Source organism: Isoptericola sp. NPDC057391 (assembly GCF_042668085.1).
Classification (GTDB): Bacteria; Actinomycetota; Actinomycetes; order Actinomycetales; family Cellulomonadaceae; genus Isoptericola.
Window position 1 is genome coordinate 20,617 of sequence record NZ_JBHVBO010000002.1, and the last position, 25,898, is coordinate 46,514.

Below are 25,898 nucleotides of genomic sequence, written 5' to 3' on the forward strand. Positions count from 1 at the left end.
TCGGGCCAGCGACCTAGTCTAGGCCATCCTGACGCCGCGCCGCAGCACACGCGGGAGTGACGCGTCTCTCACGCCGTGCGACGACCGACGGCACAGTTCACGGTGCAGCTCACGCTGCAGGTCACGGTGCAGGTCAGGCGCGCCGCTCCTGCGGCCAGCGCGGGTCGGCGACCGCGTCCCACCGCACCCGCGGCGTCCCCTGCTCGAGGCGCTCGGCCAGCTTCTCCCGCCCGGCGCGCACCTGGTTCGACAGGGCGTCCAGGTCCTGCTGGAAGTCGGCCAGGCGCCCGTCGCAGTACGCGTCCGCGTCGGTGCGCAGCGCCGCCGCACGCGTCTCCGCCTCGGCGATCACCTCGGCCGCGCGGGACTGCGCCTGCACGACGACCTGCTCGGACTGCACCAGCTCGATCGCGCGGGCGCGGGCGGCGGCCACGATCTCCTCCGCCTGACGGTGCGCGTCGTCCAGGGTGTCGCGGGCGGCCGCCAGCACCTCGTCGGCGCGGGCCACCTGCGTCGGCAGCGCGTCGCGCAGCTCGTCCACGAGCGCGAGGGCCTGGTCGCGGTCCACCTTCACGTTGGTCGACAGCGGCACGGAGCGCGCGTTCTCGACCAGCGCGGCCAGGTCCTCCAGAATGTCCAGCAGCCCGCCGGCGGGGTTGTCTCCCTGGCCGGCGCCGGTCGTGGTCTCGGTCGTCTCGCTCATCCCCTGCTCCTCGATCCTGCTCGTCCGGCTGCTCGTCCGGCTGCCCGTCTGGCCCGGATCATCGCCCCAGGGCCGCGCGCACCGCGTCGGCGACGCCGTCCGGCACCAGGTCGTCGATCGGCCCGCCGTACCGGGCCACGTCCTTGACCAGCGACGACGCGACGTGCGCGTACCGCTGCTCCCCCGGCACGAAGACCGTCTCGATCGCGGTCAGGTGCCGGTTCATGAGGGCCATCGGCAGCTCGGAGTCGAAGTCCGCGCCGCCCCGCAGGCCCTTGACCACCGCGACCGCCCCGACCTCCCGGCAGAAGTCCACCAGCAGCCCGGGCACCACCTCGACCCGCACGTCGGCGGTCTCCGGGTCGGCGGCGAGCGCCGTCCGGGCCAGCTCCACCCGCTCCTCGGGGCCGAGCAACGCGTTCTTGGCGGCGTTGCGGGCCACCCCGACCACCACGACGTCGAACATCCGGCGCGTGCGCCGCACGATGTCGAGGTGGCCGAGTGTGATCGGGTCGAACGACCCGGGGCAGACGGCGATGCTCACGCCGTCACGCTAGTACAGCGGTGTCGCGATCCCCGGGAGCCCGGTCGGGGTGCCGTGACCTCGCGACGGGGACACCCTGGGGGCATGACCGACGACGCCGCGCCCCACCCCTCGCCCGCGGAGCCGACCGTGGTGCCGCTGACCGAGGCGGCCCAGCTCGACTCGCTGTGGCGGGACGTCCTGGAGCCCTCCTTCCCGCCCGACGAGCTCACGTCGTCCGACGACCTGCGGGCCGGACTCGCCTCCGGCGAGCTCACCGCCTACGGCGTGGAGGAGGACGGGAGGGTCGTCGCCGGGATCGTGGCCTCGTGGTCGCGGGCCACCCAGGTGCTGCTCGTGGACTACCTCGCGCTGGCGCCCGGCCACCGCGGCGGCGGGGTCGGCGGGCGGCTGCTGGACCGGTCGCTCGCCGGGTGGCGTGAGGAGCTGCACCCCGTGCTGGTGCTGGCGGAGGTCGAGCACCCGGGCCACCACGCCCCCCACCCGAGCCACGGGGACCCGGCGGCGCGGCTGCGCTTCTACACGCGGCACGGGGCGCGCGCGCTGGCCCTGCCCTACTTCCAGCCGGGCATCGGCGGGCCGGGCTCCCCGCGGGTCCCCGCGATGCTCCTGGTGGCGCTCGGGACCCCTCCGGGCACGGTCTCGGTGCCGGCCCCCGCCGTCCGCGGCTTCCTCCTCGAGCACCTGCGGGAGTGCGAGGGCACCGTGCCGGGTGACCCCGCGGTCAGGCGGCTGCTCGCGGCGGCCGGCGGGGAGGACGTCGCGCTCGTCGACGCGGCCGACGCGCAGGCACTGGCCACCGTGCCCGTCGCAGTCCTCGAGGGCGCGGAGCGCTACGCCCCGCCGGCGGCTCCCGGAGCATCGGGCGCGTCGGGGTCGGCGGGGTCGACCGGCTCGGCGTAGTGCACCGCCGTCTCCCCGTAGTCCTTGCGGGCGAACGGCTCCAGGCCCGCGGGCCAGGCCGGCTCGGGGCTGCGGGTGGAGCGCTCCACCACGACGACGGCGCCCGCGGCCAGCACCCCGGGTGCGGCCAGGTGGGCAAGCACGGTCGCGAGCGCGTCCTCGGCCAGGTCGTAGGGCGGGTCGAGGAAGACGACGTCGTACCCGGGCGCCTCGCCCGCCCCGGCGGGCGAGGCTGTGGCGCCCGCCGCGAACCGCTCCGCGGGGTCGGCGACGACGCGCACCTCGCGCTGCAGGCCCAGCGTTGCCACGTTGCGGCGGGCGACGTCCGCCGCCCGCCGGTTCGCGTCCACCAGGACGACGTCGGCCGCGCCGCGGCTGGCGGCCTCGAGGCCGAGCGCGCCGGAGCCCGCGTACAGGTCGAGCACGTGCGCGCCGTCCAGCACGTCGAGGTGGTCGAGCCGGGAGAAGATCGCCTCGCGGACCCGGTCGCTGGTGGGTCGGGTGCCCTTCGGCGGCACCTGCAGCGAGCGCCCGCCGAACCGGCCGGCCACGATCCTCGTCATGGCGCCGAGCCTAACCAGTCGACGGGTCACGCCCGCTCGAGGAACTCCTCCTGCTCGTCGTCGAGCTGGGCCGCGATCGCCGCGCGCAGCTCGGGGTGGGAGCCGAGCTCGAGGTCGGCGCCGACGACGGCGGTGGCCTCGCGCCGCGCGTCGGCGATGAGGTCGGCGTCCTGCACGACCCGCAGCAGGCGCAGCGAGCTGGAGCGGCCGGACTGGGCGGCACCGAGCACGTCGCCCTCGGAGCGCAGCTCGAGGTCCAGGGTGGCGAGCCGGAAGCCGTCGGTCGTCTCCGCGAGCGCCTCGACCCGGGTCGCCGCGGGCGTGCCGGGCTGCGCCGTGGAGACCAGGAGGCACAGCCCGGGCGCGGAGCCGCGCCCGACCCGGCCGCGGAGCTGGTGCAGCTGCGACAGCCCGAACCGGTCGGCGTCGAAGACGACCATCACGGTGGCCTCGGGCACGTCCACGCCCACCTCGATCACGGTGGTCGAGACCAGCACCTGCAGGTCGCCGGCCGCGAACCGCGCCATCGCGGACTCCTTGTCCGCGGCCGCCATCTGACCGTGCAGCACGCCGACGTCGAGGCCCGCGAGCGCCGGCGTCTCGCGCAGCATGTCCGCCACCTCGAGCACCGCGCGCAGGGCCGGACGCTCGTCGCCCGGCCCGTCGCCGTCCATGAGCTCGAGCAGGTCCGGGACGTCGTCGAAGTCCTTGGCGGCCGCCCCGCCGCCGGCGGGCAGGTCGTCGTCGGGGTGGATCCGGGGGCACACGACGTACGCGCGGTGCCCCTTGTCGACCTCCTCGCGCACGCGCGCCCACGTGCGCTCCATCCACCGCGGGTTGCCGGCGGGGACCACGTGCGACGTGATGCCGGCCCGGCCGGCGGGCACCTGGGTGAGCGAGGACGTCTCGAGGTCGCCGAACACCGTCATCGCCACGGTGCGCGGGATGGGCGTGGCCGTCATGACGAGCACGTGCGGCGCCACGCGCCCCTTGGCGCGCAGCGCGTCCCGCTGCTCGACGCCGAACCGGTGCTGCTCGTCGACGACGACGAGGCCCAGGTCGGCGAACTGCACCTGGTCGCCCAGCAGGGCGTGCGTGCCCACGACGATCCCCGCCTCGCCGCTCGCCGCCTGCAGCAGCGCCTCCTTGCGGGCGGCGGCGCCGAGCGAGCCCGTCAGCAGCGCGACCCGGGTGCCGTGGGCCGCGCCCCCCAGCAGCCCGCCCTCGGCGAGCGGCCCCAGGAGCTGGCGCAGCGTGCGGGCGTGCTGCGCCGCGAGGACCTCGGTGGGCGCCAGGAGCGCGGCCTGCCCGCCGGCGTCGACCACCTGCAGCATCGCGCGCAGCGCCACGACCGTCTTGCCGGAGCCCACCTCGCCCTGCAGCAGCCGCTGCATCGGGCGGGCCTGGGCGAGCTCGTGCGCCAGGTCCTCCCCCACGGAGCGCTGGCCGTCCGTCAGGGTGAAGGGCAGGCCCGCGTCGAAGTCGGCGAGCAGGCTCGGCTCCCCGGGCCCACGCAGCGGGCGGGCCGTGGCCTCCTGCTCGGCGGCGTGCGCCCGGCGCTGCGCGAGCGCCGCCTGCAGCACGAACGCCTCCTCGAAGCGGAACCGGTGGCGAGCCTGCTGCCACGCGCGCTGGTCGACGGGGTGGTGGATCGCGCGCAGGGCGTCGAGCCGACTCGCCAGCCCGTGCCGGGCGCGGACCTCGTCGGGCAGGGGATCCTCGACGTCCGCCTCCGTGAGCGGGTCGAGCACCGTGCGCACGGCCCGCTGGATGCGCCAGGAGGGCACGGACGACGACGCCGGGTAGATCGGGATGGGGCGGCTCGCCTCGAACATCGCCTCCTCGGCGTCGTCCGCGTCGACGCCCACGAGGACGTAGTCCGGGTGGGTGAGCTGGCGGGTGCCGCGGTACTCGCTGACCACCCCGGTGAACAGCCCGACGCGCCCCGGCCGCAGCTTCTCCTCGTGCGGCCGCAGCGCGCCGGCGCGCTTGGCGAAGAACGTCAGCGCCAGCTCGTGCCGGCCGTCCGTCACGGTCGCCTGCAGCATGGCGCCGGCGCGCGAGCGCATCGTGCGGACGGTCGCCCGCGCGACCCGCGCCATGACGGTGACGTGCTCGCCGAGCGCCAGCCTGTCCATGTCCGTGAGCGTGCCGGGGTCGCCGTACCGGCGCGGGTAGTGCCGCAGCAGGTCCCCGACGGTGGTCAGGCCCAGCTTGGCGAGCGGGCCCGCGCTGCGCGCCCCCAGCACCTTGGTCAGCGCCTCGCCCTCGCGCCCGGTCATGCGGTGCCCTCGTCCACGAGCGGCTCGACGCCGATCGCCACGTGGTCCCCGGGGCGACCCGTGCGCATGACGACGACGTCCGCGCCGTCGGACAGGGCGGCGGCCCGCGTCGCGAGCTCCTCGACCGTGGCGTCGGGCACGTCGTCGTCGGGCAGCAGGGTGACGATCGCCGCGGGGCCGCCCGCCACCAGCCGCGCGACGACCGCGCCCGCCGTGGCCGCCGGCCCGCCGTCGACGCGCAGCCCGGCGACCACCGCGCCGACCGCGGCGGGGACGCCCGCGTCCTGCTCCCGCGGGTCGTCGAGCGTCGCGGCCAGCGCGGACGTGCCGGCCACCAGGTGCACGTCCCCGGGTGCGACGACGCGCACGACCTCCGGCGCGGCGTCCGGGCCGTCCACGGGCGTCGGGCCGGACGACTCCCCCTGCAGCGCCTCGGGCGCCAGGACGAGCACGTGCGGCGCGCCGGCCCCGAGGGCGGCGGCGGCGAGGTCGTCGGCGGTGGGCGGGACGTCCAGGTTCAGCACGACGACGGCGCCCCCGCGCGCGAGCTCGGCGGCCAGCGCCGGCGCCGCCGTCGTGACGACCACCGCCCACCGGTCGGGCGGCACCGCGAGGTGGCGTACGGACACCCGGGACACCGCGCCCCGCGCGGCCCAGCGCCGCGCCACCCCGAGCGCCGCGTCGAGGTCGGCGGTGTGCACGTGCGCCTGCCACAGCGAGCGGTCGGCGTCGTCGGTGCCGCCCTCGGCCCCGCCGCCCACGACGACGACGGAGCTCCCGACGTCGTCCAGGTCGGCCCGCAGCGCGTCGGCCACCGCGCCGGGGCTGAAGTCCTCGGCGGACGCGGACCGCTCGAGCACGAACATCAGCTCGACGTCGTCGGTCGCGACGCCGCCGTGGTCGTGCTCGTGCCGGCCGGCGTCGAGCACGCCTCCGGTCGCCGCGCCCTCCTCGGGGGACGACGCGCCGTCGCCCTCGGCAGCCCCGGCGACGGGAGCGGCGTGGCCGCGCAGGTCGATGTCCAGCAGCACGGGGCCGATGCTGCCGTCCGCCTCCGACACACCCTCGACGTCCCGAGCAGAGGCCGCCCGCTGCGCCGCCGCCAGGGACCGCAGCACCAGCACCAGCCCGCAGGCGCCGGCGTCGAGCACGCCCGCGGCCCGCAGGGGTTCCAGCGCGCCCACGCTGCGCAGCGCCGCCTCCCGCGCGCCGCGGCACGCCGCGTCGGTCGTGGACAGCCGCGCCGGGGCGCCGGGCGGCCCGACCATCCCGCCGGCCTCGACGTGCCGGGCCGCGGCCGCGGCGGACTCCGCCGCCGTGAGGATGGTGCCGGGCGCGGGGTGCGCGACGGCGTGGCGCGCGGTCCGGGCCGCGACGTCGAGCGCGATGGCGAGGCTGTCGCCGCGCGTCGCCGCGACCGTGAGACCGCGCCACCACTCGCTGAGGATCACCCCGGAGTTCCCGCGGGCGCCGAGCAGCGCCGCCCGTGCGGCCAGCCGCAGCAGGCGGGCCCCGCCGGCGTCCGCGGGCGCGGCGCGGACGGCGGCCGCGGCGTCGCGGATCGTGAGGTACATGTTGGTGCCGGTGTCGCCGTCGGCCACGGGGAAGACGTTCACGCGGTCGATCTCGGCGCGGGCCTCGGCCAGGGCGCGGGCGGCGGTGCTCACCCAGGCACGGACGACGGCGGCGTCGAGGAGCTCGGGCTGCTGCACGCCCCCACGGTAGCGGTGAGACACCACACGTTGAGGGGCACTCCCGGGATCGGCTATCCTCGTGTGGTTGCCCGGCCTGTTCCGGGCTCCCCCAACCACCAAGCTTCACGTCCTGCTGCCCTGGCGCGGGTCGTGTCACGACGATTCAGGAGAGACCGTGGCTGCCAACTGCGACGTCTGCGGCAAGGGCCCGGGCTTCGGGCACAGCATCTCGCACTCCCACATCCGCACGAAGCGCCGCTGGAACCCGAACATCCAGCGCGTCCGTGCCGTGGTCGCGGGCACCCCCAAGCGTGTGAACGTCTGCACCTCCTGCCTCAAGGCGGGCAAGGTCACGCGCCAGGCCTGAGCCTGCGCACCGGGACGCCCCGGTGCATCGACGCTTCCACGAGACGCCCGTCGGGATCTTCCCGGCGGGCGTCTCGTCGTCCCCTCGGACGGGTCGACGACTCCGGGTCGTCCGCGCACGGGTCGCCCGCGGACACCGGCAAAGAATTCGTGAAGGATTCACCAAACTGCCTTGGCCGGGGTCGTACCCCCGTGGCACTCTGAGCAGATGATCGTGCAGACCGACAGCGACGTGGAGATCCGGCCCGCCGCGGTGACCGACGCCGGGCGGATCGCCCAGGTGCACCTCACCTCGTGGAAGGGCGCCTACGCCAGCGTGCTGCCGGCCGAGTACCTCGACTCCCTCGACGCTTCCGAGCGCGCCGCCCAGTGGCAGCAGATCCTCGACGAGGGCACCCGCACCACGCTCGTCGCGGAGGGCGACGGGCGCCTGCTGGGCTTCGCGAGCTACGGCCCGTCGCGCGACGAGGACGCCGAGGACGGCGACCTCGAGCTCTACGCGATCTACCTCGACCCGGAGTCCTGGGGCCGGGGCGTGGCCCGTGACCTCATGCGCACCGTCCTCGCGGACGTCCCCGACGGCGTGCCGATGTCGCTGTGGGTGCTCGCGCAGAACGAGCGCGCCCGGCACTTCTACCGCCGTCACGGGTTCCAGCCCGACGGCGTCGAGCGCATGGACGACATCGGCGACACCCCCGTGACCGAGGTGCGCTACCGCCGCGGCTGACCGGCTCCGGGGCGTCAGCCGCCGAAGTGGTCCCACCCGCCGGGCACGGCGGGCTCCGCGCCGTCCACGGTGACGGTGGCGGGCCCCGGGCGCACGCGCCCCACCCGCCGGAAGCCCTCGGGCAGCGCGACGCCCGGTCCGAACGTGGCGAGCAGGCCGTGGTCCTCTCCCCCGGTCAGCGCCCAGCCCAGCGCGGCGTCCTGCGCCGCCTCCGGCCCGAGCCCCAGGGCCCGGGCGGCGGGCAGCAGGCGCGCGACGTCGGCCGCGAGCGCGGCCGCCTCGACGTCCACCCCGACGCCGCTCGCGCGGGCCAGCCGGCCCGCGTCGCGCAGCAGGCCGTCCGAGACGTCGAGCATCGCGGTCGCCCCGCACCGCGCGGCCGCCGGGCCGGCGGCGAGCGGCGCCCGCGGGCGCAGGTAGCCGGCCACGCAGGCCGCGACCCCCGCCTCGTCGACGGCCGTCGCGTCGGCGGCGCTCGCCGCACCGGCGTCGAGCAGCGCGAGGCCCGCCGCGGACAGCCCCCGGTGACCCGCGTAGGCCAGCACGTCGCCCGGCCGCGCTCCGGCTCGTGTCACGGGCGCGCGCCCCTCGAGGTCGCCGTGCGCGGTGACCGCCACCACCACGGACTCGCCGCCCGACAGGTCCCCGCCCACGACGCCCGCCCCGACCGGCGCGGACACGTCGGCCAGGCCGCGGGCCAGCCCCGTCACCCAGTCGACCGGCAGGTCCCCCGGCACCACGAGCGACACGACCAGGGACGTCGGGCGCGCGCCCATCGCCGCGACGTCCGCGAGGTTCGCCGTCGCCGCCCGCGCCCCGACGTCGTACCCGCCCGACCAGCGCCGGCGGAAGTGCCGGTCCTCGACGAGCACGTCCGTGGTGACGACGAACCGCGCGTCCGGGGCCGCGACCACCGCCGCGTCGTCCCCCGGGCCGAGCAGGGTCGCCGACGCGGCCGGCAGCAGCGGGAAGATCCGGGCGAGCAGGTCCTCCTCGGACAGGTCGCGCACGAGGGGGCGGGTGGCGTCGGTCACGGGGACGACTGTAGGCGGTCGTCGGGCGGGTCCCGGCCGGTAGCGTGGTCGCCGTGCCCCGTCGTGCCCGTGCCCTGATGCCGTCCCGTGCCGCCCGCGCCGTCGCGCTGGGCGTCCTCGTCGTCCCGCTGGCGGCGTGCGCCACCACGATCGGCGCCACGCCCGCGGAGGACGCCGCGAACCCGGACTGCGCGCCCGTCATGCTCGCGCTGCCCGACGTGCTCGCCGGCGACCTCGACAAGGCGAAGACCAACGCGCAGGCCACCGCCGCGTGGGGCGAGCCCGGGGCCGCCGTGACCCTGCGCTGCGGCGTCACGCCGCCCGGCCCGTCCCCCGACTGCCAGCGGGTCGAGTCCCCGGGGGGTGCCGTCGACTGGATCGTCGAGGCCGGCCAGGACGGCACCTGGCGGTTCACCACCTACGGCCGCGAGCCCGCCGTCGAGGTCGTCGTGCCGCCGTCGGTCACCGAGGACCACTCGACGTCGTTCGTCGGCGACCTCGCCCAGGCCGTGAGCAACGTGCCGCCGACCGCGCAGTGCACCTGACGACGCTGCCGAGGCGCGTGTCGGGCGCCCGTGGCACGGTGTCGGGATGGATCAGCGCCTGAGCCTCGTCACCCTCGTCGTCGCGGACCTCGCCGCCACCCGGCGGTTCTACGTGGACGGCCTGGGCTGGGAACCGCTCGTCGAGGCACCCGGCGAGGTGCTCATGTTCCAGGTGGGGCAGCACGTCGTGCTGTCGATGTGGGACGAGGGGCACGCCACGGAGGAGATCGGGCCGGTGGTGCGCGGCGGCACGGCGCCGCTGACCCTCGCGCACAACGTCGGCGCGCCGGCCGACGTGGACGCCGTCCTCGAGCACGCGCGCCGCGCCGGCGCCCCGACCGTCCGCGAGGGCGTGGCACGGGAGTGGGGCGGCTACTCCGGGTACTTCACCGACCCCGACGGGTTCCTGTGGGAGGTGGCGCACGCGCCGGGCCCGCTCGGCGGGCTGGTGGTGCCCTGACCCGCCGGACCGGGCGCGGTCAGCGCAGGCCGGTGGGCCGCTCGAGGGCGAGCTGGATCAGCTCGTCGACGAGCTCGGGGTAGCTCACGCCCGAGGCCTCCCACATGCGCGGGTACATCGAGAAGGGCGTGAACCCGGGCATCGTGTTGATCTCGTTGACGATCACGCGCTGGTCGGGCGTGACGAAGACGTCCACACGCGACAGCCCCTCGGCCTCCACGGCCTCGAACGTGCGCACCGCGACCTCGCGGATCTCGTCGATGACGGGCTGCGGCAGCTCGGCCGGGCAGCGCAGGTCGACGTGCGCCTCGTCGAGGTACTTCGCCTCGAAGTCGTAGAACGCGTGGCTGTCGTGGTCGACGACGATCTCGCCGGGCAGCGACGCACGCGCCCGCGCGCCGTCGTGCCCGCCGAGCACGGCGCACTCGATCTCGCGCCCCTCGATCCCGGCCTCGACGACCACCTTGGGGTCGTGCTCGCGCGCGGCCTCGACGGCGGCGGGCAGGTCGGCCAGGTCGTCCACGCGCGTGATGCCGAGCGACGACCCCGCGCGCGCGGGCTTGACGAACAGCGGCAGGCCCAGCGGCTCGACGGCGGCCACGCACGCGTCACGGTCCCGCTCCCAGTCCCGGGGGCGGATCACGACGTACGGGCCGACGGCGAGGCCCTGACCCGCGAGCACGAGCTTCATGAAGTGCTTGTCCATGCCGACCGCCGACGCGAGCACGCCCGCGCCGACGTAGTGCACGTCCGACAGCTCCAGCAGGCCCTGGACCGTGCCGTCCTCGCCGAACGGGCCGTGCAGCAGCGGGAAGACGACGTCGACCTCGCCGAGCAGCGCGGGCACCTGGCCCGGCTCCAGCACGCGCAGGGTGCGCTCGCCCTGGGTGAGCGACAGCACGACCTCGGCGCCCGAGTCGGCCGTCACCTCCGGCAGGCGCCCGTCGGCGATCTGCCAGCGCTCCGGGTCGTCGGCGGCGATCACCCAGCGGCCCTCGCGCGTGATGCCCACGGGCACGACGTCGTAGCGGTCGCGGTCGATCGCGCGCAGCACGCCGGCCGCGGTGGACGCGGAGATGGCGTGCTCGCCCGAGCGGCCGCCGAACAGCACGGCGACACGGGTCTTGCGCGGGGTGCCGTCGCCCGCGATCGGCACGGCGGGAACGGGGCTCGTCGAGGGAGCGGTGGTGGCGTCGGACATCGCCGCCCAACCTACCGGACCCGTCCCCGCCGTCCGGACCGGATCACCGGGCGCGGAGCTCCTTGCGCAGGATCTTGCCCGCGGCCGACTTCGGCACCGCGTCGACGAACTCCACGACGCGCACCTTCTTGTACGGGGCGACCTGCTCGGCGACGAAGTCCTGGACGTCCGCGCCCGTCAACGCGCTGCCCTCGGCCCGCACGACGAACGCCTTCGGCACCTCCCCCGACTCGGGGTCGGGCACGCCGATCACGGCCGCGTCCGCGACCTCGGGGTGCGTGAGCAGCAGCGCCTCCAGCTCGGCGGGCGCCACCTGGTACCCCTTGTGCTTGATCAGCTCCTTGAGACGGTCGACGACGGTGAACGCGCCGTCGGCGTCGACGGTCACGATGTCGCCGGTGTGCAGGAAGCCGTCCGGCTCGAGGGTGTCGCGGGTGGCCTGCTCGTCGGCAAGGTACCCGACCATGACGTTCGGCCCGGCGCACAGCAGCTCGCCCGGCGCGCTGACCCCCTCGCGCGGCTGCGCGATCGGCTCGCCGGTCGCCGGGTCGACGATGCGGGCGGTCATGTTCGGCACCAGCAGTCCGACGGTGCCCGGCGAGATGTCGGTCCGGTCGACCGGGATGACGTGCGAGACCGGCGACATCTCGGACATCCCGTAGCCCTGCAGCACCCGCGCGTCCGGCAGCCGCCGGCCCACGGCCTCGGCCAGGTGCTCGTCGAACGGTGCCGCCCCCGACATGAGGATGCGCACGCTGGACAGGTCGCGGTCGGCGGCCGCGGGGTGCTTGGCGAGCGCGAGCGCGATGGGCGGCGCGACGAACAGCACGGTGGCCCGGTGCTGCTCGACGACGCGCAGGTACTCGGCGAGGTCGAACCGTGGCAGCGTGACGAGCGCCGAGCGCTGGTAGATCGCGCCGTTCATCAGCACCGTCATGCCGTAGATGTGGAAGAACGGGAGGACCGCGGGGACGACGTCGTCCGGCGCGAGCGGCAGGAACGCCTCCGTCTGCACGACGTTCGCCACGAGGTTGCGGTGCGTGAGCATGACGCCCTTGGGCAGCCCGGTCGTGCCGGACGAGTAGGGCAGGACGGCGAGGTGGGTGCGGGGGTCGAACGCGACGTCCGGTGCGGCATGCCCGCCCGCGAGGAGCTCGGCGAGCGACGGGTGGCCGTCCGCGCCGTCGAGCACGACGACGTCGGCGGCGGCCAGCCCGACGGCGTCGGCACCGGCCTCGGCGGCGGGCAGCAGCGCGGAGACCGTCACGAGCGCCTTCGCCCCGGACGACTCGAGCTGCTTGGCGACCTCACGCCCGGACGCGAGCGCGTTGATCGTCGTCACCGTGACGCCCGCCCGCAGGAGGCCGTGGAAGACGGCGACGAAGGCGGGCACGTTGGGGCTGTGCAGGGCCACCACGTCCCCGACGCCCAGGCCGCGGGCGGCGAACGCCCCGGCGATCGCGTCCACGCGGTCGCGCAGCTCGCCGTACGTGGTCGTGGCGCCGCTCGGGCCGTCGACCAGCGCGACCCGGTCGGCGTCGGAGCCGCCGTCGTCGTCGCCGAGCGACGCGAACAGGAACTCGTAGAGGCTGACGTCGGGGATCTCGACGTCGGGGTGCGGGCTGCGGATGGCGGAACGGTCGGCGACGGTGTCGACGCTCGTGTCGGCGCTGGCCTCGGGCAACAGGTCGGACATGGCGGTCCCTTCGTGCGGCACGGTCCTCGTCGACCGTGTGCACGGGAGCGTAGCGCCGGGAACCGATGGCGCGGGAGCGTCGTTGGGGCGATCGTGGACATCACGAACGACGCGAACGCCGTCGCGGCGCCCGCGGCCGAGGACCAGGCCGCGCCCGCCGACGACCCCAGTCATAGTCCGGGCTCGCCCCAGCTCCCGACTCCGCTCGACCCTGAGGCGGTGCGCCACCGGTGACCGCCGTCCTCTCCCTCCTCCTCGGCATCCTGGTGATCCTCGTGATCACGGCGGCGACGGCCTACTTCGTCGCCCAGGAGTTCGCCTACATGACCGTGGACCGCTCCCGGCTCGCCGCCCGCGCGGAGGCCGGTGACGCGACCGCGAAGCGGGCCCTCGCCGTCACCCGACGCACGTCCTTCGTCCTCTCGGGCGCCCAGCTCGGCATCACCGTGACCGGCCTGCTGGTCGGCTACGTGGCCGAGCCCCTGGTGGGCGACGCGCTGGGCACCCTGCTCGGCGGCGTCGGCGTCCCGACCGGGGTCGGCGTGGCCGTCGGCACGGTCGCGGCCCTCGTCGTCTCGACGCTGGTGCAGATGCTCTTCGGCGAGCTGTTCCCGAAGAACCTCGCCATCGCCCGGCCGGAGCCCACCGCCCTGCGCCTGGCCGGCTCGACGACGGCGTACCTCACGGTGCTGGGCTGGCTCATCGCCGTCTTCGACAAGGCGTCGAACGCGCTGCTGCGGCTGCTGCGCATCGAGCCGGTGCACGACGTCGAGCACTCCGCCACCGCCCGCGACCTCGAGCACATCGTCGCGGACTCCCGCGAGAGCGGCGACCTGCCCGGCGACCTGTCGGTGCTGCTGGACCGCATCCTCGACTTCCCGCACCAGGACGTGGAGCACGCGATGATCCCGCGCTCGCGCGTCGGCACCGTCGACCCCGCCCTCACGGTGGGCGAGCTGCGCACGCTCATGGCCGGCGGCCACTCCCGCTACCCGGTGGTGGACGCCGAGGACCGCGCGCTCGGCGTCGTCCAGCTCACCGACCTGCTGCGCACCGGTCTCGACGACTCCGCTCCCGTCACCGACCTCATGCGCCCGGTCACCGTGCTGCCCACCCTCATGGCGCTGCCGGACGCCCTCACCGAGCTGACGCGCACGCGCAACCAGCTCGCCGTCGTCGTCGACGAGTACGGCGGCTTCGCCGGCGTGCTCACCCTCGAGGACCTCGCCGAGGAGCTGGTCGGCGAGATCACGGACGAGCACGACCCGGCCCTGCCGGTCACCGTGGCGTACGAGGACGACGGCGCCTGGGTGATGGGCGGCGACGTGCACCTGGACGAGGCGGAGCGCGCCATCGGGCACGACCTGCCGCGCGGCGACCACGAGACGGTCGCCGGGCTGCTCATCGCGCAGACCGGCGCGCTGCCGCGTGCGGGGGACACCGTGACGGTCGACCTCCCCCTCGACCCGGCGGACCTCGTGCACGACGAGCCCCACCGGCGCTGGCTCGACGTCGACGTGATCTCCGTCGAGCGGCACGTGCCCCACCTGGTGCGCGTGCGGCTGTTCGAGGGCGCCACGCAGGACGCCGCGCAGGGAACCACGCAGGACACCACGCAGGGCACGGAGGACACCGGCGGGACCGCCACGACGACGGAGGACGACCGATGAGCAACCCCTGGGTCGTCGTCGCCGCGACCGTCGTCATCATCGCGCTCAGCGCGTTCTTCGTGGCCGTGGAGTTCGCCCTGCTGGGTGCGCGCCGCCACCGGCTGGAGGACGCCGCCCCCCGGAGCCGGTCCGCGCGGGCCGCGCTGCGCAGCTCGTCCGAGCTCACGCTGCTGCTCGCCGGGTCGCAGCTGGGGATCACCGCCTGCACCCTCGCCCTCGGCGCCGTGACCAAACCGGCCGTGCACCACTGGCTCACGCCGCTGTTCGCGGCGTGGGGCGCGCCGTACTGGGTGGCCGACGTCGCGGGCTTCGTGCTCGCGCTGATCCTCGTGACGTTCCTGCACCTCGTGGTGGGCGAGATGGCGCCCAAGTCGTGGGCCATCGCCCACCCCGAGGCGTCCGCCACGCTCCTCGCCCTGCCGATGCGGGCGTTCATGGGGCTCACGCGCCCCGTGCTGCGCTGGCTCAACGCGCTGGCCAACCGGTGCCTGCAGGCCGTCGGCGTGGAGCCGGTCGACCACATCGAGGCGGGTCACGACCCGGCCACGCTGCGTCACCTCGTGGAGCACTCCGTGAACGTCGGCGCCCTCGACGCCACGTACTCCACGCAGATCGCCGGGGCGCTCGAGCTCGAGACGCTCACCGTCGACGCACTGGTGCCGCCGGGGGCGCGCCCCACCGCCGTCGCCGCGGACGCGACCGCCGCGGACGTGCGCGCCGCGTCCGTGGCGTCCGGCCACCTCCGCATCCTGGTGCGCGACGGTGGTGCCGGGGCCGAGACTGCTGAGGGCGAGGTGACCGGCGTCGTGCACGTGCGCGACACGCTGCTGCTCGACGACGCCGCCCCGGTGGCGCCGGTGGCGCGCGCGCCGTTCGTGCTCGACGCGTCGACCACCGTGCACGCGGCGATCTCCCTGCTGCGGGAGGCAGGCGAGCAGCTCGCGCTGGTGCGCCGCGACGGGCGCACGCTGGGCGTCGTCACGCTGGCGGACGTGCTGCACCGCCTGCTCCCCGAGCCCGTCGCCGCAGTCGACTGACCGTCGTCGTACGGTGAGGGCATGCCGCCCTCACCGTTCGACGCGCCGTCACCGTTCTCGACCCCTCGCCAGATCCTCACCGACGAGCTGCTGGAGACGATCCGTGGCCGTGCGGCGACGTACGACCGCGAGAACGCGTTCTTCGCCGACGACCTCGCCGACCTCAAGGCGTCCGGGTACCTGCAGGCGATGGTCCCGCAGCACCTGGGCGGCGCCGGCCTGACCCTGCGCGAGACGGCGCGCGAGCAAGCCCGGCTCGCCGGCGCCGCGCCTGCCACGGCCCTCGCGGTGAACATGCACCACGTGTGGGTGGGCGTCGCCCGGTTCCTGCACGAGCGGGGCGACTCCTCCCTCGACTGGCTGCTCGAGGAGACGGCGCGCGGCGAGGTCTTCGGCTTCGGCTACTCCGAGGCCGGCAACGACCTGGTGCTGCTCGGCTCGCGCACCGAGGCCCGCCCCGACGGCGAGGGCGGCTACTCCTTCCACGGCACCAAGATCTTCACGTCCAACTCCCCCGGCTGGACGCGCCTCGGCGTCATGGGGCTGGACGACGCGACCGACCCCGACGACCCGCGCATCGTGCACGCGTTCGTCACCCGCGACGGCGGGGGCTTCGAGATCAAGGACGACTGGGACACGCTCGGCATGCGGGCGTCGCAGTCGTGCACCACCGTGCTCAACGGCGCGCACGCGCCCGCCGACCGCGTGCTGCGGCGCATCGCGCCCGGCCCCAGCCTCGACCCCTACGTGCTGGGCATCTTCACGTCGTTCGAGATCCTGCTCGCGAGCGTGTACCTCGGCATCGCCGACCGCGCGCTGGCGCTCGCCGTCGAGACGGTGGGCAAGCGGCGCTCGATGAAGACGGGCAAGGCGTACTCGCAGGACCCGGACATCCGCTGGCGCATCGGCACGGCCGCCCTCGCGCTCGACGGGCTGTGGCCGCAGCTCGACCTGGTGGCAGGGGAGGTCGACGCGCAGGTGGACAAGGGCGCCGGGTTCTTCCGCTCGACGGCGGGGCTCAAGGTGCGCGTCACGGAGACCGCGCGAGAGGTGGTCGACGAGGCGATCCGCTGCTCCGGCGGGTCGACGTACTTCAACCGCTCCGAGCTCGGGCGGCTGTACCGGGACGTGCTCGCGGGCATCTTCCACCCGTCCGACGACGAGTCCGCGCACGCCACCGTCGCGCAGGCGATCCTGGGCCCGCTCGAGGACTGACGCCCTGTCAGCCGCCCGTCAGCACCCGGGCCTTGGCGCTCGCGTACTCGGCGTCGGTGAGGGACCCGGCGGCGTGCAGCGCGTCCAACCGCTCCAGGCGGTCGACGACGTCACCGCCCCCCGGTGGCGGCGGGGCCGTCGGCGAGGCCGGGGCCGACGGCGCGGGCGTCGGAGCGAGGCTCGGGGTCTCGGGCCGCGGCGACACCGGTCCGCGCGCCAGCCCCACCACCGCGCCGACGAGCCCGACGCCGACGGCGACCCAGCCGAGGATCACCCGCAGGTGGACCTCGTCAGGCGTGGCGAGGTGCTGCGCGACGGCGTCGTGCCACCCCCACAGCAGGGCGCCCGCCGCGGCCGCGAGGGCCAGCCCGAAGGACGCCCGCCGGGTGGCGCGCCGGCTCATCAGCGCGGCGAGCAGGAGGAGGCCGCCGCCCAGCACCGGTGTCACCGAGGCGAAGTCGTCGGAGGCGCAGCTCGCGGCGGCGCACTCCCACCGCACGAGGTTCCACTCGCGCGCGCCGAGGTGCAGCAGCAGGACCGCGCCGACCGCCGGCACCAGCGAGATCAGCGCCGCCACGCCGTCGTTCGTCCAGCGGATGCGGCGCGCGGACGCGTACAGGTCGTCCTCCAGCGCGTGCGGCGACGGATCGGTGTGCTCGGGCATGCGCCCATTGTCCCGGACCCGGGCGTCGAGCCGTGTTCAGGCGGAGGCTAAGTCGCAGGGTTCAGGTGGAGGGCTCAGGCGGAGGCGCCGTCCAGGCGGGCGAGCTCGTCGGGGGTGAGCTCGAGCGTCATCGAGCGCAGCAGCGCCCCGAGCTGGCCCGTGTGCCGGGCGCTGGCGACGGGCGCGACGACGGTCGGTTGCGCGCGCAGCCAGGCCAGCGCGACGGACGCCACGGGGACGTCGTGCGCGGCGGCGACGTCGTCGAGCGCGGCGAGCACGCGCCGCCCGCGGTCGTCGAGATAGCGGGCCGCGCCCTGCGCCCGCGGGCTGTCGGGCGTCTCGCCGTCGCGGTAGGTGCCGGTGAGGAAACCGGCCGCGAGCGCGTAGTACGGCAGCACCCCGAGCCCGTGCCGCTCGGCGGACTGCCGCAGGCCGTCCTCGAACCCGCGCTCCACGAGGTTGTAGTGCGGCTGCAGGACCACGGGGCGGTGCAGCCCGCCGTCCTCGACGGCGGCGAACCACGCGTCGATCCGCTCCGGCGTGTAGTTGGAGACGCCGATCTCGCGCACGAGGCCGTCGTCCACGAGGGCGGAGAACGCGGCGGCGGTCTCCTCGATCGGGGTGTCGGGGTCGTCGAAGTGCCCGTAGTACAGGTCGATGCGGTCGGTGCCGAGACGCTTCAGGGACGCCTCCACCGCCGCGCGCACGGTCTCCGCCGCCAGCCCGCGGAACTCCGGGTGCGTGGAGACCTTGGTCGCGACCAGCACGTCGTCGCGGCGCCCGGTGCGGGCCAGCCAGCGTCCGATCGTCGCCTCGCTCTCCCCGCCGGAGTTGCCGGGCACCCAGGCGGAGTAGCCGTCGGCGGTGTCGAGCATCCGGCCGCCTGCGTCGACGAACGCGTCGAGGACGGCGAAGGACGCCGCGTCGTCGGCCGTCCAGCCGAACACGTTGCCGCCCAGCACCAGCGGCGCGCCGGCGAGGTCGAGGGAGCCGAGCGCGGGGCCGGCCGGGGCAGAGTTCGTCGCCTGGGTCACAGCACCCACAAGCCCGGCGGAGCCCGCGGCATTCCCGGACCGCTACGATCCCGCGTCATGACGCTGCGCAGGGGCACGGTCGCCCGGTACGCGGTCGGGTCCGTCGGCACCGGCGGGTTCGCGACGCTCCCCGGCCTGGTGCTGGTCTTCTACCTCACCGACACCCTCGGCGTCGCGGCCGCGCTGGCGGGCCTGCTGGTCACCGGCGCGAAGGTGTGGGACGTCGTCGTCGACCCGCTGATCGGCGCGGCCAGCGACCGCGAGCGCGCCCGCACCGGCCGCCGTCGTCGCCTCATGGTGGTGGGCGGGCTGGCCTTGCCGGTGTTCTTCACCCTGACGTTCGCGGTGCCGGCCGGGCTGGCACCCGCGGGCGCCGCGACGTGGGTGCTGCTCGCGTTCCTCGCGGCCGCGACCGCGTTCAGCCTGTTCCAGGTGCCGTACATCGCCCTGCCCGCCGAGCTCGCGGACACGTACGACGCCCGTACCCGCCTGCTCACGGCACGCGTCGTGGTGCTCACCGCCGCGATCCTGCTGTTCGGCGGCGGCGGGCCCGCGCTGCGGGGCCTCGGGGGCGACGACGAGCGGCTCGGCTACCTGCTCATGGCGGTGGCCGCGTCCCTGGTGCTCGGGGCGGCGCTGCTCGTCGCGTCGACGGTCGAGCGCTCCGCGGGCCCGCCCGCCCCGCCCCGGCCGGTCCCGGCGCGGGGCCGGCTCGCCGCCCACTACCGCGAGGGCCTCGGGCTGCTGCGCTCGAGCCGTCCGTTCCGCACGCTGCTCGGCGCCTTCGTGCTGCAGGCGCTCGCCACCGGCGCCATGCTCGCGGGCGCCCAGTACGTCGCGACCTGGGTGCTGCACGACACCGCCGCCGTGACGTTCCTGTTCGTCGCCCTGGTGGGGCCGGCCCTCGTCGTGACGCCGGCCTGGGGCGTGGTGGCCCGGCGCGTCGGCAAGGAGCGCGCGTTCCGGCTGGCGTCGGTGCTCTTCGCCGTGGCGGCGCTCGCGCTGCTGCCCCTCGCCTGGGCTCCCGGCGCCTGGGTGTACGCGCCCGTGGCCCTCGCCGGCGCGGCGTACGCCGGCATGCAGTCGCTGCCGATGGCGATGCTCCCCGACGTCATCTCGCACGACGCCCGCGTGACGCGTGTCGACCGGGCCGGCGCGTTCGGCGGTGTCTGGACCGCCGGCGAGACGAGCGGCATGGCCCTCGGCACCACCCTGCTGACCGTGGTGCTCGCCGTCACCGGCTACGTGGAGTCCACGGGCGGGCAGACCGTCGACCAGCCGCCCGCCGCCGTGCTCGGCATCGTCGCGTCGTTCAGCGTCCTGCCCGCGCTGCTCGTGGCCGCGAGCCTGCTGCCGCTCGGGCGCTACCCGCTGCGCCGTGACGACGTCGACGCCACCCGCCACTCCCTCGCCCACGGCACCACCGACCACCAGGAGACCCCGTGAACCGCCCCGCCCTGCCCGCCGACGCGCTCGACGACCGGTTCGACCTGACCCAGGACCCCGCCGCCGTGCTCGCCGCGCTGGCCACCCTGCGCCACCGCGACGCGCCCACCCACGGCGGCCGGGTGCTCAGCTACGTCTACGACCCCGGCGTCCCCGAGCTGGACGCGCTCGCCGGCGACGCGGCCCGCGCCATGCAGGCCGTCAACGGCCTCGACCCGACGACGTTCGGCTCGGTGGCGGCCCTGGAGCGCGACGTCGTCGCCTTCGCGCGGGACCTGCTGGGCGGCGACGCGGGCACGGTCGGCACGGTGACCAGCGGCGGGACGGAGAGCTGCCTCCTCGCGGTGCAGTCCGCGCGGGACACGTGGCTCGCCGCCCGCGGGCTGCGACCGGGCGAGGCGCGGCCCCGGCTGGTCGCGCCCGTCACGGTGCACGCGGCGTTCCAGAAGGCCGCGCACCTGTACGGGCTGGAGCTCGACCTCGTGCCCGTCGCCGCCGAGGGGCCGAGGGCGGGGGCCGTGGACGCCGCGACGCTCGGCGCGCGCCTGGGCGCCGGCCCGGACGGTGCCGACGACGTCGCCCTCGTCGTCGTCTCCGCGCCGTCGTACCCGCACGCCGCCGCCGACCCGGTGGCCGACGTCGCGGCCGTCGCCTCCGCCGCCGGGGTGCCGGTGCACGTGGACGCGTGCATCGGCGGCTTCGCCCTGCCGTTCTGGCCCGGCCTGCCCGCCTGGGACCTGCGTGTGCCCGGCGTGACCAGCGTGAGCGCCGACCTGCACAAGTACGCGTTCGCCCCCAAGGGCGTGTCGGTGCTGCTGCACCGCGACCGCGACCGGCAGCGGGCGCAGTACTTCGCCACCACCCGCTGGCCGGGCTACCCCGTGGTGAACCCGACCCTGCTCGGCTCGCGCTCGGGCGGCCCGCTCGCCGCCGCGTGGGCGATCCTCCAGGCGCTCGGCACGGACGGCCTCGCGACGCTCGCCGGCCGCGCCCGGCGCGCCACGCTCGCGCTGCGCGACGCGGTGGGCGCGATCGACGGGCTCCGCGTCGTCGGCTCGCCCGTCGGGCCGCTGCTCGCCGTCGCCGCCGACGACGCCGCTCCGGCGGAGCGGCGCGTGGACCCGCACCTCTGGGCCGACGCCGTCGCCGCGCGAGGCTGGACGCTCCAGGCGCAGCCCGGGCTGGACCAGGCCGACGGCACGCGTCTGCCGAACACCACCCACCTCACCGTCACGCCCGTGACCGTGGGGGTGCTGGACGAGCTGGTGCCCGTGCTCCGCGCGGCGGCGGACGACGTGCGCGGCCGCCCGCGGCCCGACGCCGGCGCGTTGCTGGGCGCGCTCCCGTCGCTCGACCCCACCACGCCCCTCGACTCGGCGACGGCCGCGGCGCTGCTCGAGGCGGTGGGGCTGGGTGCCGTCGGCCGCGTCCCCGGGGCCGCGCCCGGCGTCGGCCCCATGGCGCCGCTGCTGGCGCTCGTCGAGGCGCTGCCCGCGCCGCTCGTCGAGCGTCTGCTGGTCGAGCTGCTGGCGCGCCTCGTGGAGCCCGCGTCGTAACCTTCGCGCATGACGCACGACCCGCACGGACCGCAGGTGCCGTTGTCCCCCGCCACCCTCGCCGTCACGGCGGGCCGCCCGCCGCGCGTCCAGGGCGGCCCCGTGAACCCGCCGGTCGTGCTCAGCTCGACCTACGTCAACCAGGGCGTGACCGGACCGGGCGAGCTCCTCTACACGCGGATGGACACGGAGACGTGGCACCCGTTCGAGGAGGCGCTGGCGGCGCTGGAGGGCGCGGGCCACGGCGTCGTGTTCGGCTCGGGGATGGCGGCCGTGATCGCGGCCGTCGGCGACGTGCCCGACGGCGGCGCGGTCGTGGTGCCGAGGCACGCCTACCAGGTGTCGCTGGGCTATCTCGACGACCTCGCCGCACGGCACGGGGTGGACGTGCGCCGCGTCGACATCGCCGACACCCACCAGGTCGTGGCCGCGCTCGACGGCGCCGACGTGCTCCTCGCCGAGTCGCCGACCAACCCCATGCTCGAGGTCGCCGACCTGCCCGCGATCCTCGCGGCCGCGCGCGAGCGCGGCGTGCGCACCGTCGTCGACAACACGTTCGCGACGCCGCTCGGGCAGCGCCCGCTCGACCTGGGGGCGGACGTCGTCGTGCACTCGGTCACCAAGTACCTCGCGGGCCACTCCGACGTCGTGCTGGGCGCCGCCGTCACCCGCGACGCCGAGGTCGCCGCCGGGCTGCGGGCGTACCGCACGCTGCACGGCGCCATCCCCGGGCCGATGGAGGTGTGGCTGGCGCTGCGCGGGCTGCGCACGCTGCACCTGCGGGTGGAGCGGGCGAACGCCTCGGCGGCGGAGCTCGCACGCCGGCTCGCGGAGCACCCCGGCGTGGCGGAGGTGCGGCACCCGTCGCTGCCCGGCGACCCCGGGCACGAGCGCGCCGCCGGCCTCATGAACGGCTTCGGCGCGATCCTCGGAGTCCGCCCGCACGGCGGCCCCGCCGCCGCCGACGCGGTCGTCGCCGCCGTGCGCCTGTGGGTGCCCGCGACGTCGCTCGGCGGGGTCGAGTCCACGCTCGAGCGCCGCCGCCGCTTCGCGACCGAGTCCGTCACCGTGCCCGAGGACCTGCTGCGCCTGTCCGTCGGCGTCGAGGACGTCGAGGACCTCTGGGCGGACCTCGACCAGGCGCTGCGCTCCGGCGCCGTCATCAGCTGAGCCGCGCGCTCGGCTCCCCGGCGAGCAGGCGGTCGTGCAGGTCCGCCAGGTCGACCGCGTGCAGGTCGAACGCGTCGTCGGCCCGCGGGTCGTCGCCCTGCGGGCGCGGCACGTACGCGGTCCGCATCCCCGCGGCCGCCGCCGCGCGCAGGTCCCACGCGTGCGCGGCGACCATCACGGGCTCGACGGCGACCGGCCCGTCCGCCCGCCCCGGGGCCAGGGCCTCTCCCGCGGCGGCGACCGCCGCCGCGTAGATCCCGGGGGCCGGCTTGTAGGTGCCCACGTCCTGCGCCGACAGCGCCCCGTGCCACCGCAGCCCGGCGCCCGCGCGCAGCGCCGCCAGGGTGCGTCGGTCCGCGTTGGACAGGCCGAGCACGGTGAAGTCACGGGCCAGCGCCGCCACGCCCGCCACGGAGTCCGGCCAGGGACGCAGTCGCTCGGCGGCGGTCGCGAGCCGGTCGACGACGGACGCCGGCAGCGCGCCCTCGGCGGCCAGCCCGGCGAGCACCTCGCGGTCCAGGACGCCGCTCGGCGCGAAGGCCCGGCGGCCCTCGACCACCGCGCGCTCCCGGTCGGCGACCCGGCCGAGCCACGTCGCGACGACGTCGCGGGCGGCGTCCGCGTCGAGGCCCGCGGCCTCGTGCACCTGGGACACGAGGCTCCCCGCCTGGTCGACCAGCGTGCCGAGGACGTCGAGCACCAGCACGGGCCGCGGCGAGAGAGTCATGTCGTCACGGTACGGGCCGGGTCCGCCGCGGGCCACGCGCTGCAGGACCGGGCGAGGGTGCGTACGGTCGTGCCGCACGGAGGTCGACACCGGGAGGCGCCATGACCAGCACCAGGACCCGTGGCAGGGCCCGGCCCGTCGCCGGGGCGCTGGCGGCCGCGCTGCTCTCCCTCGCGCTCGCCGCGTGCGCGGGCGACGGCACCGGCGACGACCCCGGCGCCGGCCCGACGACGTCCCCGGGCGACGCCGCCACGCCGTCGGACACGGCTTCGGGGACGCCCTCGGGCACACCGGACGCGGGCGACGACGACGCACCGCTCGACGACACCGCCGGCGACGGCCCCGCGACCACCGCGCCGTTCCCCGCCGACGCGTCGCCGGACTCCGCGGACCCGAGCGCCGACGCCGCGCTCGTGGTCACGGACGTCCGGGTGGGCCGGCACGACGGCTTCGACCGGGTGGTGTTCGACCTCGAGGGCGGGGGCCGGCCCGGCTGGAGCGTCGAGTACGTGGACGCGGCCGCGGACGACGGCAGCGGCGAGCCCGTGCGCGTCGACGGGGACGGCGTGCTGCAGGTGCGCCTGTCCGGCATGGCGATGCCCGGCGAGGACCCGGAGATCGCCGAGTACGACGGCGCCACGATCGACCCCGACGGCACGCAGGCCGTGGAGGAGGTCGTCTACCGGTTCTGGTTCGAGGGGTACACGACCGCGTTCGTTGGCGTCGACGAGCCCGGGCTGCCGTTCCGCGTGTTCGCGCTCGAGGACCCGGCGCGCGTCGTCGTCGACGTGCAGGACCCGGCGGACGGCTGACGCCGACCACCTCGCGCGTCAGCCGCCGACGCCCTCGGACTTCTGCGGACGGGCGAGCAGGCCGCGCGCCATCTCCTCCACCGGGAGGCCCTCGTAGAGCACCGCGACGACACCGGCGGTGATCGGCATGTCGACGCCGTGCTTGGCGGCGAGGTCGAGCACCGAGCGGCACGACTTGGCGCCCTCCGCCGTGGTGCCGGTGGCCGCGACCGCCTCCTCCAGCGTCATCCCCTCGCCGATGTGCCGGCCGAGGGTGTTGTTGCGCGACAGCGGCGAGGTGCACGTCGCCACCAGGTCGCCCATGCCCGCCAGGCCGGCGAAGGTCGCGGCGTCCGCCCCGAGCTCGAGGCCCAGGCGCGTGATCTCGACCAGCCCTCGCGTGATGACGGTTGCGACCGTGTTCGACCCGAAGCCGCGGCCCTGCGCCATGCCGACGGCCAGCGCGACGACGTTCTTCACCGCCCCGCACAACTCGACACCGACCACGTCGTCGTTGGTATACGGGCGGAAGTAGGAGTTCGAGCAGGCGTCGGCGACGAGCCGCGCCACCGACGGGTCGGTGCACGCCACCACGGTCGCCGCGGGCTGCCGGCGCGCGATCTCGGCCGCGAGGTTCGGGCCGGAGACCACGGCCACCCGCGACATCGGGACGTCGAGCGCCTCGACGATCACCTGGCTCATGCGCTCGTCCGAACCGAGCTCCACGCCCTTCATCAGCGAGACGACCACGGCGTCGGGCTCCACCAGCCCGCGCAGGCTCGTCAGCGTGGCGCGAGCCACCTGCGACGGCACCGCCACGACGACGATCTGCGCGCCGGCCAGCGCTGCGGCCGCGTCGGTGGTGGCGGTCATCGCGGGCAGCTCGACCCCCGGCAGGTACTTGTGGTGCGTGCGCCGCGTCGTCACCTCCTCCGCGACGGCGGGGTCGCGGCCCCACAGCCGGACGTCGCAGCCCGCGTCGGCGAGGACCATCGCGAACGTCGTCCCCCAGGATCCCGAGCCCAGGACGGCGACGCGCGTCGGCTCTCCCGGCGGCGCGGGCGACGGTGCGGCGGTCGGGTTCGTCATGGGCGCTCCACGGGCGGGTAGACGGTCTGCTTGCGCTCGTACTCCGGGTGCTTGCGCAGGTCGAAGCGGGCGGACGGGGCCGCCTCGCCGCGGATCCCGGCGAGCTGCACGGTGATCGCGTCCATGACGCGGTTGGTGGCCTCGCGCAGGGTCTGCGTGTCGATCGGCCGGTCGTACAGGTCGGACAGGTCCACGGGAGGGCCGGCGACGATCGTCACGCGCTTGCGCGGGAACGGCCGCAGCAGGCGCCCGTAGCGCGGCAGGATCTTGTGGGCGCCCCACTGGGCCACCGGCACGACCGGCAGGCGGCTGGCCAGCGCCATCCGCGCCAGGCCGGTCTTGCCCTCCATCGGCCACAGGTCCGGGTCCCGCGTCAGCGTGCCCTCCGGCAGGATCGCGACGCAGGCGCCGCTGCCGAGCTGGTTGCCCGCGTCCTCGAGCGACCGGGCGGCCGCGGCCGTGCCACGGTCCACCGGGATCATCCGCGTCGCGCGCAGCACCGACCCCACCACCGGCGCGGTGAACAGGCCGCGCTTCGCGAGGATCCGCGGCTCGAACCCCTTGTCGAAGAGGTAGTGCGCCAGCGTCAGCGCGTCGAACTCGGTGACGTGGTTGGCAGCGGCGATGAAGCCGCCCTCGCGGGGGAGGTTCGCCTGCCCGCCGTCCCAGTCGTAGCGGACCATCGCGAACAGCAGCGGCCGCACGATGCGCGCGACGAGGCGGTAACCACGGGAGTCAGGACGGGCGATCGGCACGGGCCCAGAGCCTACCTCCCGGCCCC

26 protein-coding genes are annotated in these 25,898 nt (G+C 76.1%); 13 read left to right on the top strand and 13 right to left on the bottom strand.

What is annotated here, in order from left to right:
• Window positions 1–133: 133 nt before the first annotated feature.
• Together ACFUVW_RS00500 and coaD are read right to left on the bottom strand one after the other, a co-directional pair.
• Window positions 134–703: a hypothetical protein gene (locus ACFUVW_RS00500; RefSeq protein ID WP_430569383.1), complete on the bottom strand. Its 570-nt coding sequence runs from the start codon at window positions 701–703 to the stop codon at window positions 134–136.
• A gap of 58 nt (window positions 704–761) precedes the next feature.
• Entirely contained in the window at window positions 762–1,247 is a 486-nt protein-coding gene (coaD, locus tag ACFUVW_RS00505) for a pantetheine-phosphate adenylyltransferase (protein ID WP_430569384.1), read from the bottom strand.
• An 84-nt stretch (window positions 1,248–1,331) separates the two neighbouring features.
• Between coaD and ACFUVW_RS00510 the strand changes: the two genes are divergently transcribed.
• On the top strand, window positions 1,332–2,150 hold the full coding sequence (locus ACFUVW_RS00510) for a GNAT family N-acetyltransferase (protein ID WP_430569385.1): 819 nt from the start codon (window positions 1,332–1,334) through the stop codon (window positions 2,148–2,150).
• Here ACFUVW_RS00510 and rsmD read toward each other — a convergent pair.
• The 3 genes from rsmD to ACFUVW_RS00525 are packed head-to-tail and all read right to left on the bottom strand — an operon-like array spanning window position 2,081 to window position 6,707.
• Window positions 2,081–2,713 carry a 16S rRNA (guanine(966)-N(2))-methyltransferase RsmD gene (gene rsmD / locus ACFUVW_RS00515; protein ID WP_430569386.1) on the bottom strand — a complete coding sequence of 211 codons (633 nt, stop codon included), beginning with the start codon at window positions 2,711–2,713 and terminating at the stop codon, window positions 2,081–2,083. The genes ACFUVW_RS00510 and rsmD overlap by 70 nt on opposite strands.
• A 26-nt stretch (window positions 2,714–2,739) precedes the next feature.
• On the bottom strand, window positions 2,740–4,995 hold the full coding sequence (locus tag ACFUVW_RS00520) for an ATP-dependent DNA helicase RecG (RefSeq protein WP_430569387.1): 2,256 nt from the start codon (window positions 4,993–4,995) through the stop codon (window positions 2,740–2,742).
• Window positions 4,992–6,707 (bottom strand): DAK2 domain-containing protein, encoded by a 1,716-nt coding sequence (locus ACFUVW_RS00525; RefSeq protein ID WP_430569388.1) that lies wholly within the window; start codon window positions 6,705–6,707, stop codon window positions 4,992–4,994. The genes ACFUVW_RS00520 and ACFUVW_RS00525 overlap by 4 nt, the downstream gene beginning before the upstream one ends.
• Window positions 6,708–6,864: 157 nt before the next feature.
• On the opposite strand from ACFUVW_RS00525, the gene rpmB reads away from it, so the two are divergent.
• Entirely contained in the window at window positions 6,865–7,056 is a 192-nt protein-coding gene (rpmB, locus tag ACFUVW_RS00530; protein WP_069984843.1) for a 50S ribosomal protein L28, read from the top strand.
• 207 nt (window positions 7,057–7,263) lie between these two features.
• Window positions 7,264–7,782: a GNAT family N-acetyltransferase gene (locus ACFUVW_RS00535; protein WP_430569389.1), complete on the top strand. Its 519-nt coding sequence runs from the start codon at window positions 7,264–7,266 to the stop codon at window positions 7,780–7,782.
• A gap of 14 nt (window positions 7,783–7,796) precedes the next feature.
• Here the strand turns inward: ACFUVW_RS00535 and ACFUVW_RS00540 are convergent, their stop codons facing one another.
• Window positions 7,797–8,816 carry a thiamine-phosphate kinase gene (locus ACFUVW_RS00540; RefSeq protein WP_430569390.1) on the bottom strand — a complete coding sequence of 340 codons (1,020 nt, stop codon included), beginning with the start codon at window positions 8,814–8,816 and terminating at the stop codon, window positions 7,797–7,799.
• A gap of 53 nt (window positions 8,817–8,869) precedes the next feature.
• Between ACFUVW_RS00540 and ACFUVW_RS00545 the strand changes: the two genes are divergently transcribed.
• Together ACFUVW_RS00545 and ACFUVW_RS00550 are read left to right on the top strand one after the other, a co-directional pair.
• The gene (locus tag ACFUVW_RS00545; protein WP_430569391.1) at window positions 8,870–9,361 is read left to right on the top strand and encodes a DUF3515 family protein; all 492 of its coding nucleotides are present in this window, start codon (window positions 8,870–8,872) and stop codon (window positions 9,359–9,361) included.
• A gap of 46 nt (window positions 9,362–9,407) precedes the next feature.
• Complete coding sequence (locus tag ACFUVW_RS00550) at window positions 9,408–9,821, top strand: VOC family protein (protein ID WP_430569392.1); 414 nt, start codon at window positions 9,408–9,410, stop codon at window positions 9,819–9,821.
• 19 nt (window positions 9,822–9,840) lie between these two features.
• Here the strand turns inward: ACFUVW_RS00550 and ACFUVW_RS00555 are convergent, their stop codons facing one another.
• Together ACFUVW_RS00555 and ACFUVW_RS00560 are read right to left on the bottom strand one after the other, a co-directional pair.
• Window positions 9,841–11,022, bottom strand: a complete 1,182-nt coding sequence (locus ACFUVW_RS00555; protein ID WP_430569393.1) for a D-alanine--D-alanine ligase family protein — start codon at window positions 11,020–11,022, stop codon at window positions 9,841–9,843.
• Window positions 11,023–11,065: 43 nt separating this feature from the next.
• On the bottom strand, window positions 11,066–12,718 hold the full coding sequence (locus tag ACFUVW_RS00560; protein ID WP_430569394.1) for an AMP-binding protein: 1,653 nt from the start codon (window positions 12,716–12,718) through the stop codon (window positions 11,066–11,068).
• Window positions 12,719–12,811: 93 nt separating this feature from the next.
• On the opposite strand from ACFUVW_RS00560, the gene ACFUVW_RS00565 reads away from it, so the two are divergent.
• From ACFUVW_RS00565 to ACFUVW_RS00580, 4 genes are read left to right on the top strand one after another with little or no spacing between them, the layout of a single operon-like run.
• The gene (locus tag ACFUVW_RS00565; protein WP_430569395.1) at window positions 12,812–12,952 is read left to right on the top strand and encodes a hypothetical protein; all 141 of its coding nucleotides are present in this window, start codon (window positions 12,812–12,814) and stop codon (window positions 12,950–12,952) included.
• Entirely contained in the window at window positions 12,949–14,388 is a 1,440-nt protein-coding gene (locus ACFUVW_RS00570) for a hemolysin family protein (protein WP_430569396.1), read from the top strand. Before ACFUVW_RS00565 ends, ACFUVW_RS00570 begins: the two co-directional genes overlap by 4 nt.
• Window positions 14,385–15,425, top strand: a complete 1,041-nt coding sequence (locus ACFUVW_RS00575; protein WP_430569397.1) for a CNNM domain-containing protein — start codon at window positions 14,385–14,387, stop codon at window positions 15,423–15,425. The genes ACFUVW_RS00570 and ACFUVW_RS00575 overlap by 4 nt, the downstream gene beginning before the upstream one ends.
• 21 nt (window positions 15,426–15,446) lie before the next feature.
• Window positions 15,447–16,640: an acyl-CoA dehydrogenase family protein gene (locus ACFUVW_RS00580; protein ID WP_430569398.1), complete on the top strand. Its 1,194-nt coding sequence runs from the start codon at window positions 15,447–15,449 to the stop codon at window positions 16,638–16,640.
• A 7-nt stretch (window positions 16,641–16,647) separates the two neighbouring features.
• Here ACFUVW_RS00580 and ACFUVW_RS00585 read toward each other — a convergent pair whose 3' ends face one another.
• Entirely contained in the window at window positions 16,648–17,304 is a 657-nt protein-coding gene (locus ACFUVW_RS00585; RefSeq protein ID WP_430569399.1) for an SHOCT domain-containing protein, read from the bottom strand.
• 74 nt (window positions 17,305–17,378) lie between these two features.
• The gene (locus ACFUVW_RS00590) at window positions 17,379–18,338 is read right to left on the bottom strand and encodes an aldo/keto reductase (protein WP_430569400.1); all 960 of its coding nucleotides are present in this window, start codon (window positions 18,336–18,338) and stop codon (window positions 17,379–17,381) included.
• Between the two features lie 57 nt (window positions 18,339–18,395).
• On the opposite strand from ACFUVW_RS00590, the gene ACFUVW_RS00595 reads away from it, so the two are divergent.
• The 3 genes from ACFUVW_RS00595 to ACFUVW_RS00605 are packed head-to-tail and all read left to right on the top strand — an operon-like array spanning window position 18,396 to window position 22,510.
• The gene (locus tag ACFUVW_RS00595; protein WP_430569401.1) at window positions 18,396–19,784 is read left to right on the top strand and encodes an MFS transporter; all 1,389 of its coding nucleotides are present in this window, start codon (window positions 18,396–18,398) and stop codon (window positions 19,782–19,784) included.
• Window positions 19,781–21,340: a pyridoxal phosphate-dependent decarboxylase family protein gene (locus ACFUVW_RS00600; protein WP_430569402.1), complete on the top strand. Its 1,560-nt coding sequence runs from the start codon at window positions 19,781–19,783 to the stop codon at window positions 21,338–21,340. Before ACFUVW_RS00595 ends, ACFUVW_RS00600 begins: the two co-directional genes overlap by 4 nt.
• Window positions 21,341–21,349: 9 nt before the next feature.
• Complete coding sequence (locus ACFUVW_RS00605; RefSeq protein WP_430569403.1) at window positions 21,350–22,510, top strand: trans-sulfuration enzyme family protein; 1,161 nt, start codon at window positions 21,350–21,352, stop codon at window positions 22,508–22,510.
• Here the strand turns inward: ACFUVW_RS00605 and ACFUVW_RS00610 are convergent.
• Window positions 22,503–23,237, bottom strand: a complete 735-nt coding sequence (locus tag ACFUVW_RS00610) for an HAD-IA family hydrolase (protein WP_430569404.1) — start codon at window positions 23,235–23,237, stop codon at window positions 22,503–22,505. The genes ACFUVW_RS00605 and ACFUVW_RS00610 overlap by 8 nt on opposite strands.
• A gap of 101 nt (window positions 23,238–23,338) precedes the next feature.
• Between ACFUVW_RS00610 and ACFUVW_RS00615 the strand changes: the two genes are divergently transcribed.
• The gene (locus ACFUVW_RS00615) at window positions 23,339–24,049 is read left to right on the top strand and encodes a hypothetical protein (protein WP_430569405.1); all 711 of its coding nucleotides are present in this window, start codon (window positions 23,339–23,341) and stop codon (window positions 24,047–24,049) included.
• Window positions 24,050–24,067: 18 nt separating this feature from the next.
• Here ACFUVW_RS00615 and ACFUVW_RS00620 read toward each other — a convergent pair whose 3' ends face one another.
• Window positions 24,068–25,117 (bottom strand): NAD(P)H-dependent glycerol-3-phosphate dehydrogenase, encoded by a 1,050-nt coding sequence (locus ACFUVW_RS00620; protein WP_430569406.1) that lies wholly within the window; start codon window positions 25,115–25,117, stop codon window positions 24,068–24,070.
• Window positions 25,114–25,872 (bottom strand): lysophospholipid acyltransferase family protein, encoded by a 759-nt coding sequence (locus tag ACFUVW_RS00625; protein ID WP_430569407.1) that lies wholly within the window; start codon window positions 25,870–25,872, stop codon window positions 25,114–25,116. Before ACFUVW_RS00625 ends, ACFUVW_RS00620 begins: the two co-directional genes overlap by 4 nt.
• Window positions 25,873–25,898 lie beyond the last annotated feature (26 nt).

Excerpts from the sequence above, each read along its gene's own strand:
- ACFUVW_RS00535 (WP_430569389.1), top strand. The coding sequence starts at position 7,264 with ATGATCGTGCAGACCGACAGCGACGTGGAGATCCGGCCCGCCGCGGTG.
- ACFUVW_RS00595 (WP_430569401.1), top strand. The coding sequence starts at position 18,396 with ATGACGCTGCGCAGGGGCACGGTCGCCCGGTACGCGGTCGGGTCCGTC.
- ACFUVW_RS00585 (WP_430569399.1), bottom strand. The coding sequence starts at position 17,304 with ATGCCCGAGCACACCGATCCGTCGCCGCACGCGCTGGAGGACGACCTG.
- ACFUVW_RS00605 (WP_430569403.1), top strand. The coding sequence starts at position 21,350 with ATGACGCACGACCCGCACGGACCGCAGGTGCCGTTGTCCCCCGCCACC.
- ACFUVW_RS00620 (WP_430569406.1), bottom strand. The coding sequence starts at position 25,117 with ATGACGAACCCGACCGCCGCACCGTCGCCCGCGCCGCCGGGAGAGCCG.
- ACFUVW_RS00615 (WP_430569405.1), top strand. The coding sequence starts at position 23,339 with ATGACCAGCACCAGGACCCGTGGCAGGGCCCGGCCCGTCGCCGGGGCG.
- ACFUVW_RS00560 (WP_430569394.1), bottom strand. The coding sequence starts at position 12,718 with ATGTCCGACCTGTTGCCCGAGGCCAGCGCCGACACGAGCGTCGACACC.
- ACFUVW_RS00580 (WP_430569398.1), top strand. The coding sequence starts at position 15,447 with ATGCCGCCCTCACCGTTCGACGCGCCGTCACCGTTCTCGACCCCTCGC.
- ACFUVW_RS00555 (WP_430569393.1), bottom strand. The coding sequence starts at position 11,022 with ATGTCCGACGCCACCACCGCTCCCTCGACGAGCCCCGTTCCCGCCGTG.
- rsmD (WP_430569386.1), bottom strand. The coding sequence starts at position 2,713 with ATGACGAGGATCGTGGCCGGCCGGTTCGGCGGGCGCTCGCTGCAGGTG.
- ACFUVW_RS00510 (WP_430569385.1), top strand. The coding sequence starts at position 1,332 with ATGACCGACGACGCCGCGCCCCACCCCTCGCCCGCGGAGCCGACCGTG.
- ACFUVW_RS00550 (WP_430569392.1), top strand. The coding sequence starts at position 9,408 with ATGGATCAGCGCCTGAGCCTCGTCACCCTCGTCGTCGCGGACCTCGCC.
- ACFUVW_RS00520 (WP_430569387.1), bottom strand. The coding sequence starts at position 4,995 with ATGACCGGGCGCGAGGGCGAGGCGCTGACCAAGGTGCTGGGGGCGCGC.
- ACFUVW_RS00575 (WP_430569397.1), top strand. The coding sequence starts at position 14,385 with ATGAGCAACCCCTGGGTCGTCGTCGCCGCGACCGTCGTCATCATCGCG.
- ACFUVW_RS00500 (WP_430569383.1), bottom strand. The coding sequence starts at position 703 with ATGAGCGAGACGACCGAGACCACGACCGGCGCCGGCCAGGGAGACAAC.
- ACFUVW_RS00610 (WP_430569404.1), bottom strand. The coding sequence starts at position 23,237 with ATGACTCTCTCGCCGCGGCCCGTGCTGGTGCTCGACGTCCTCGGCACG.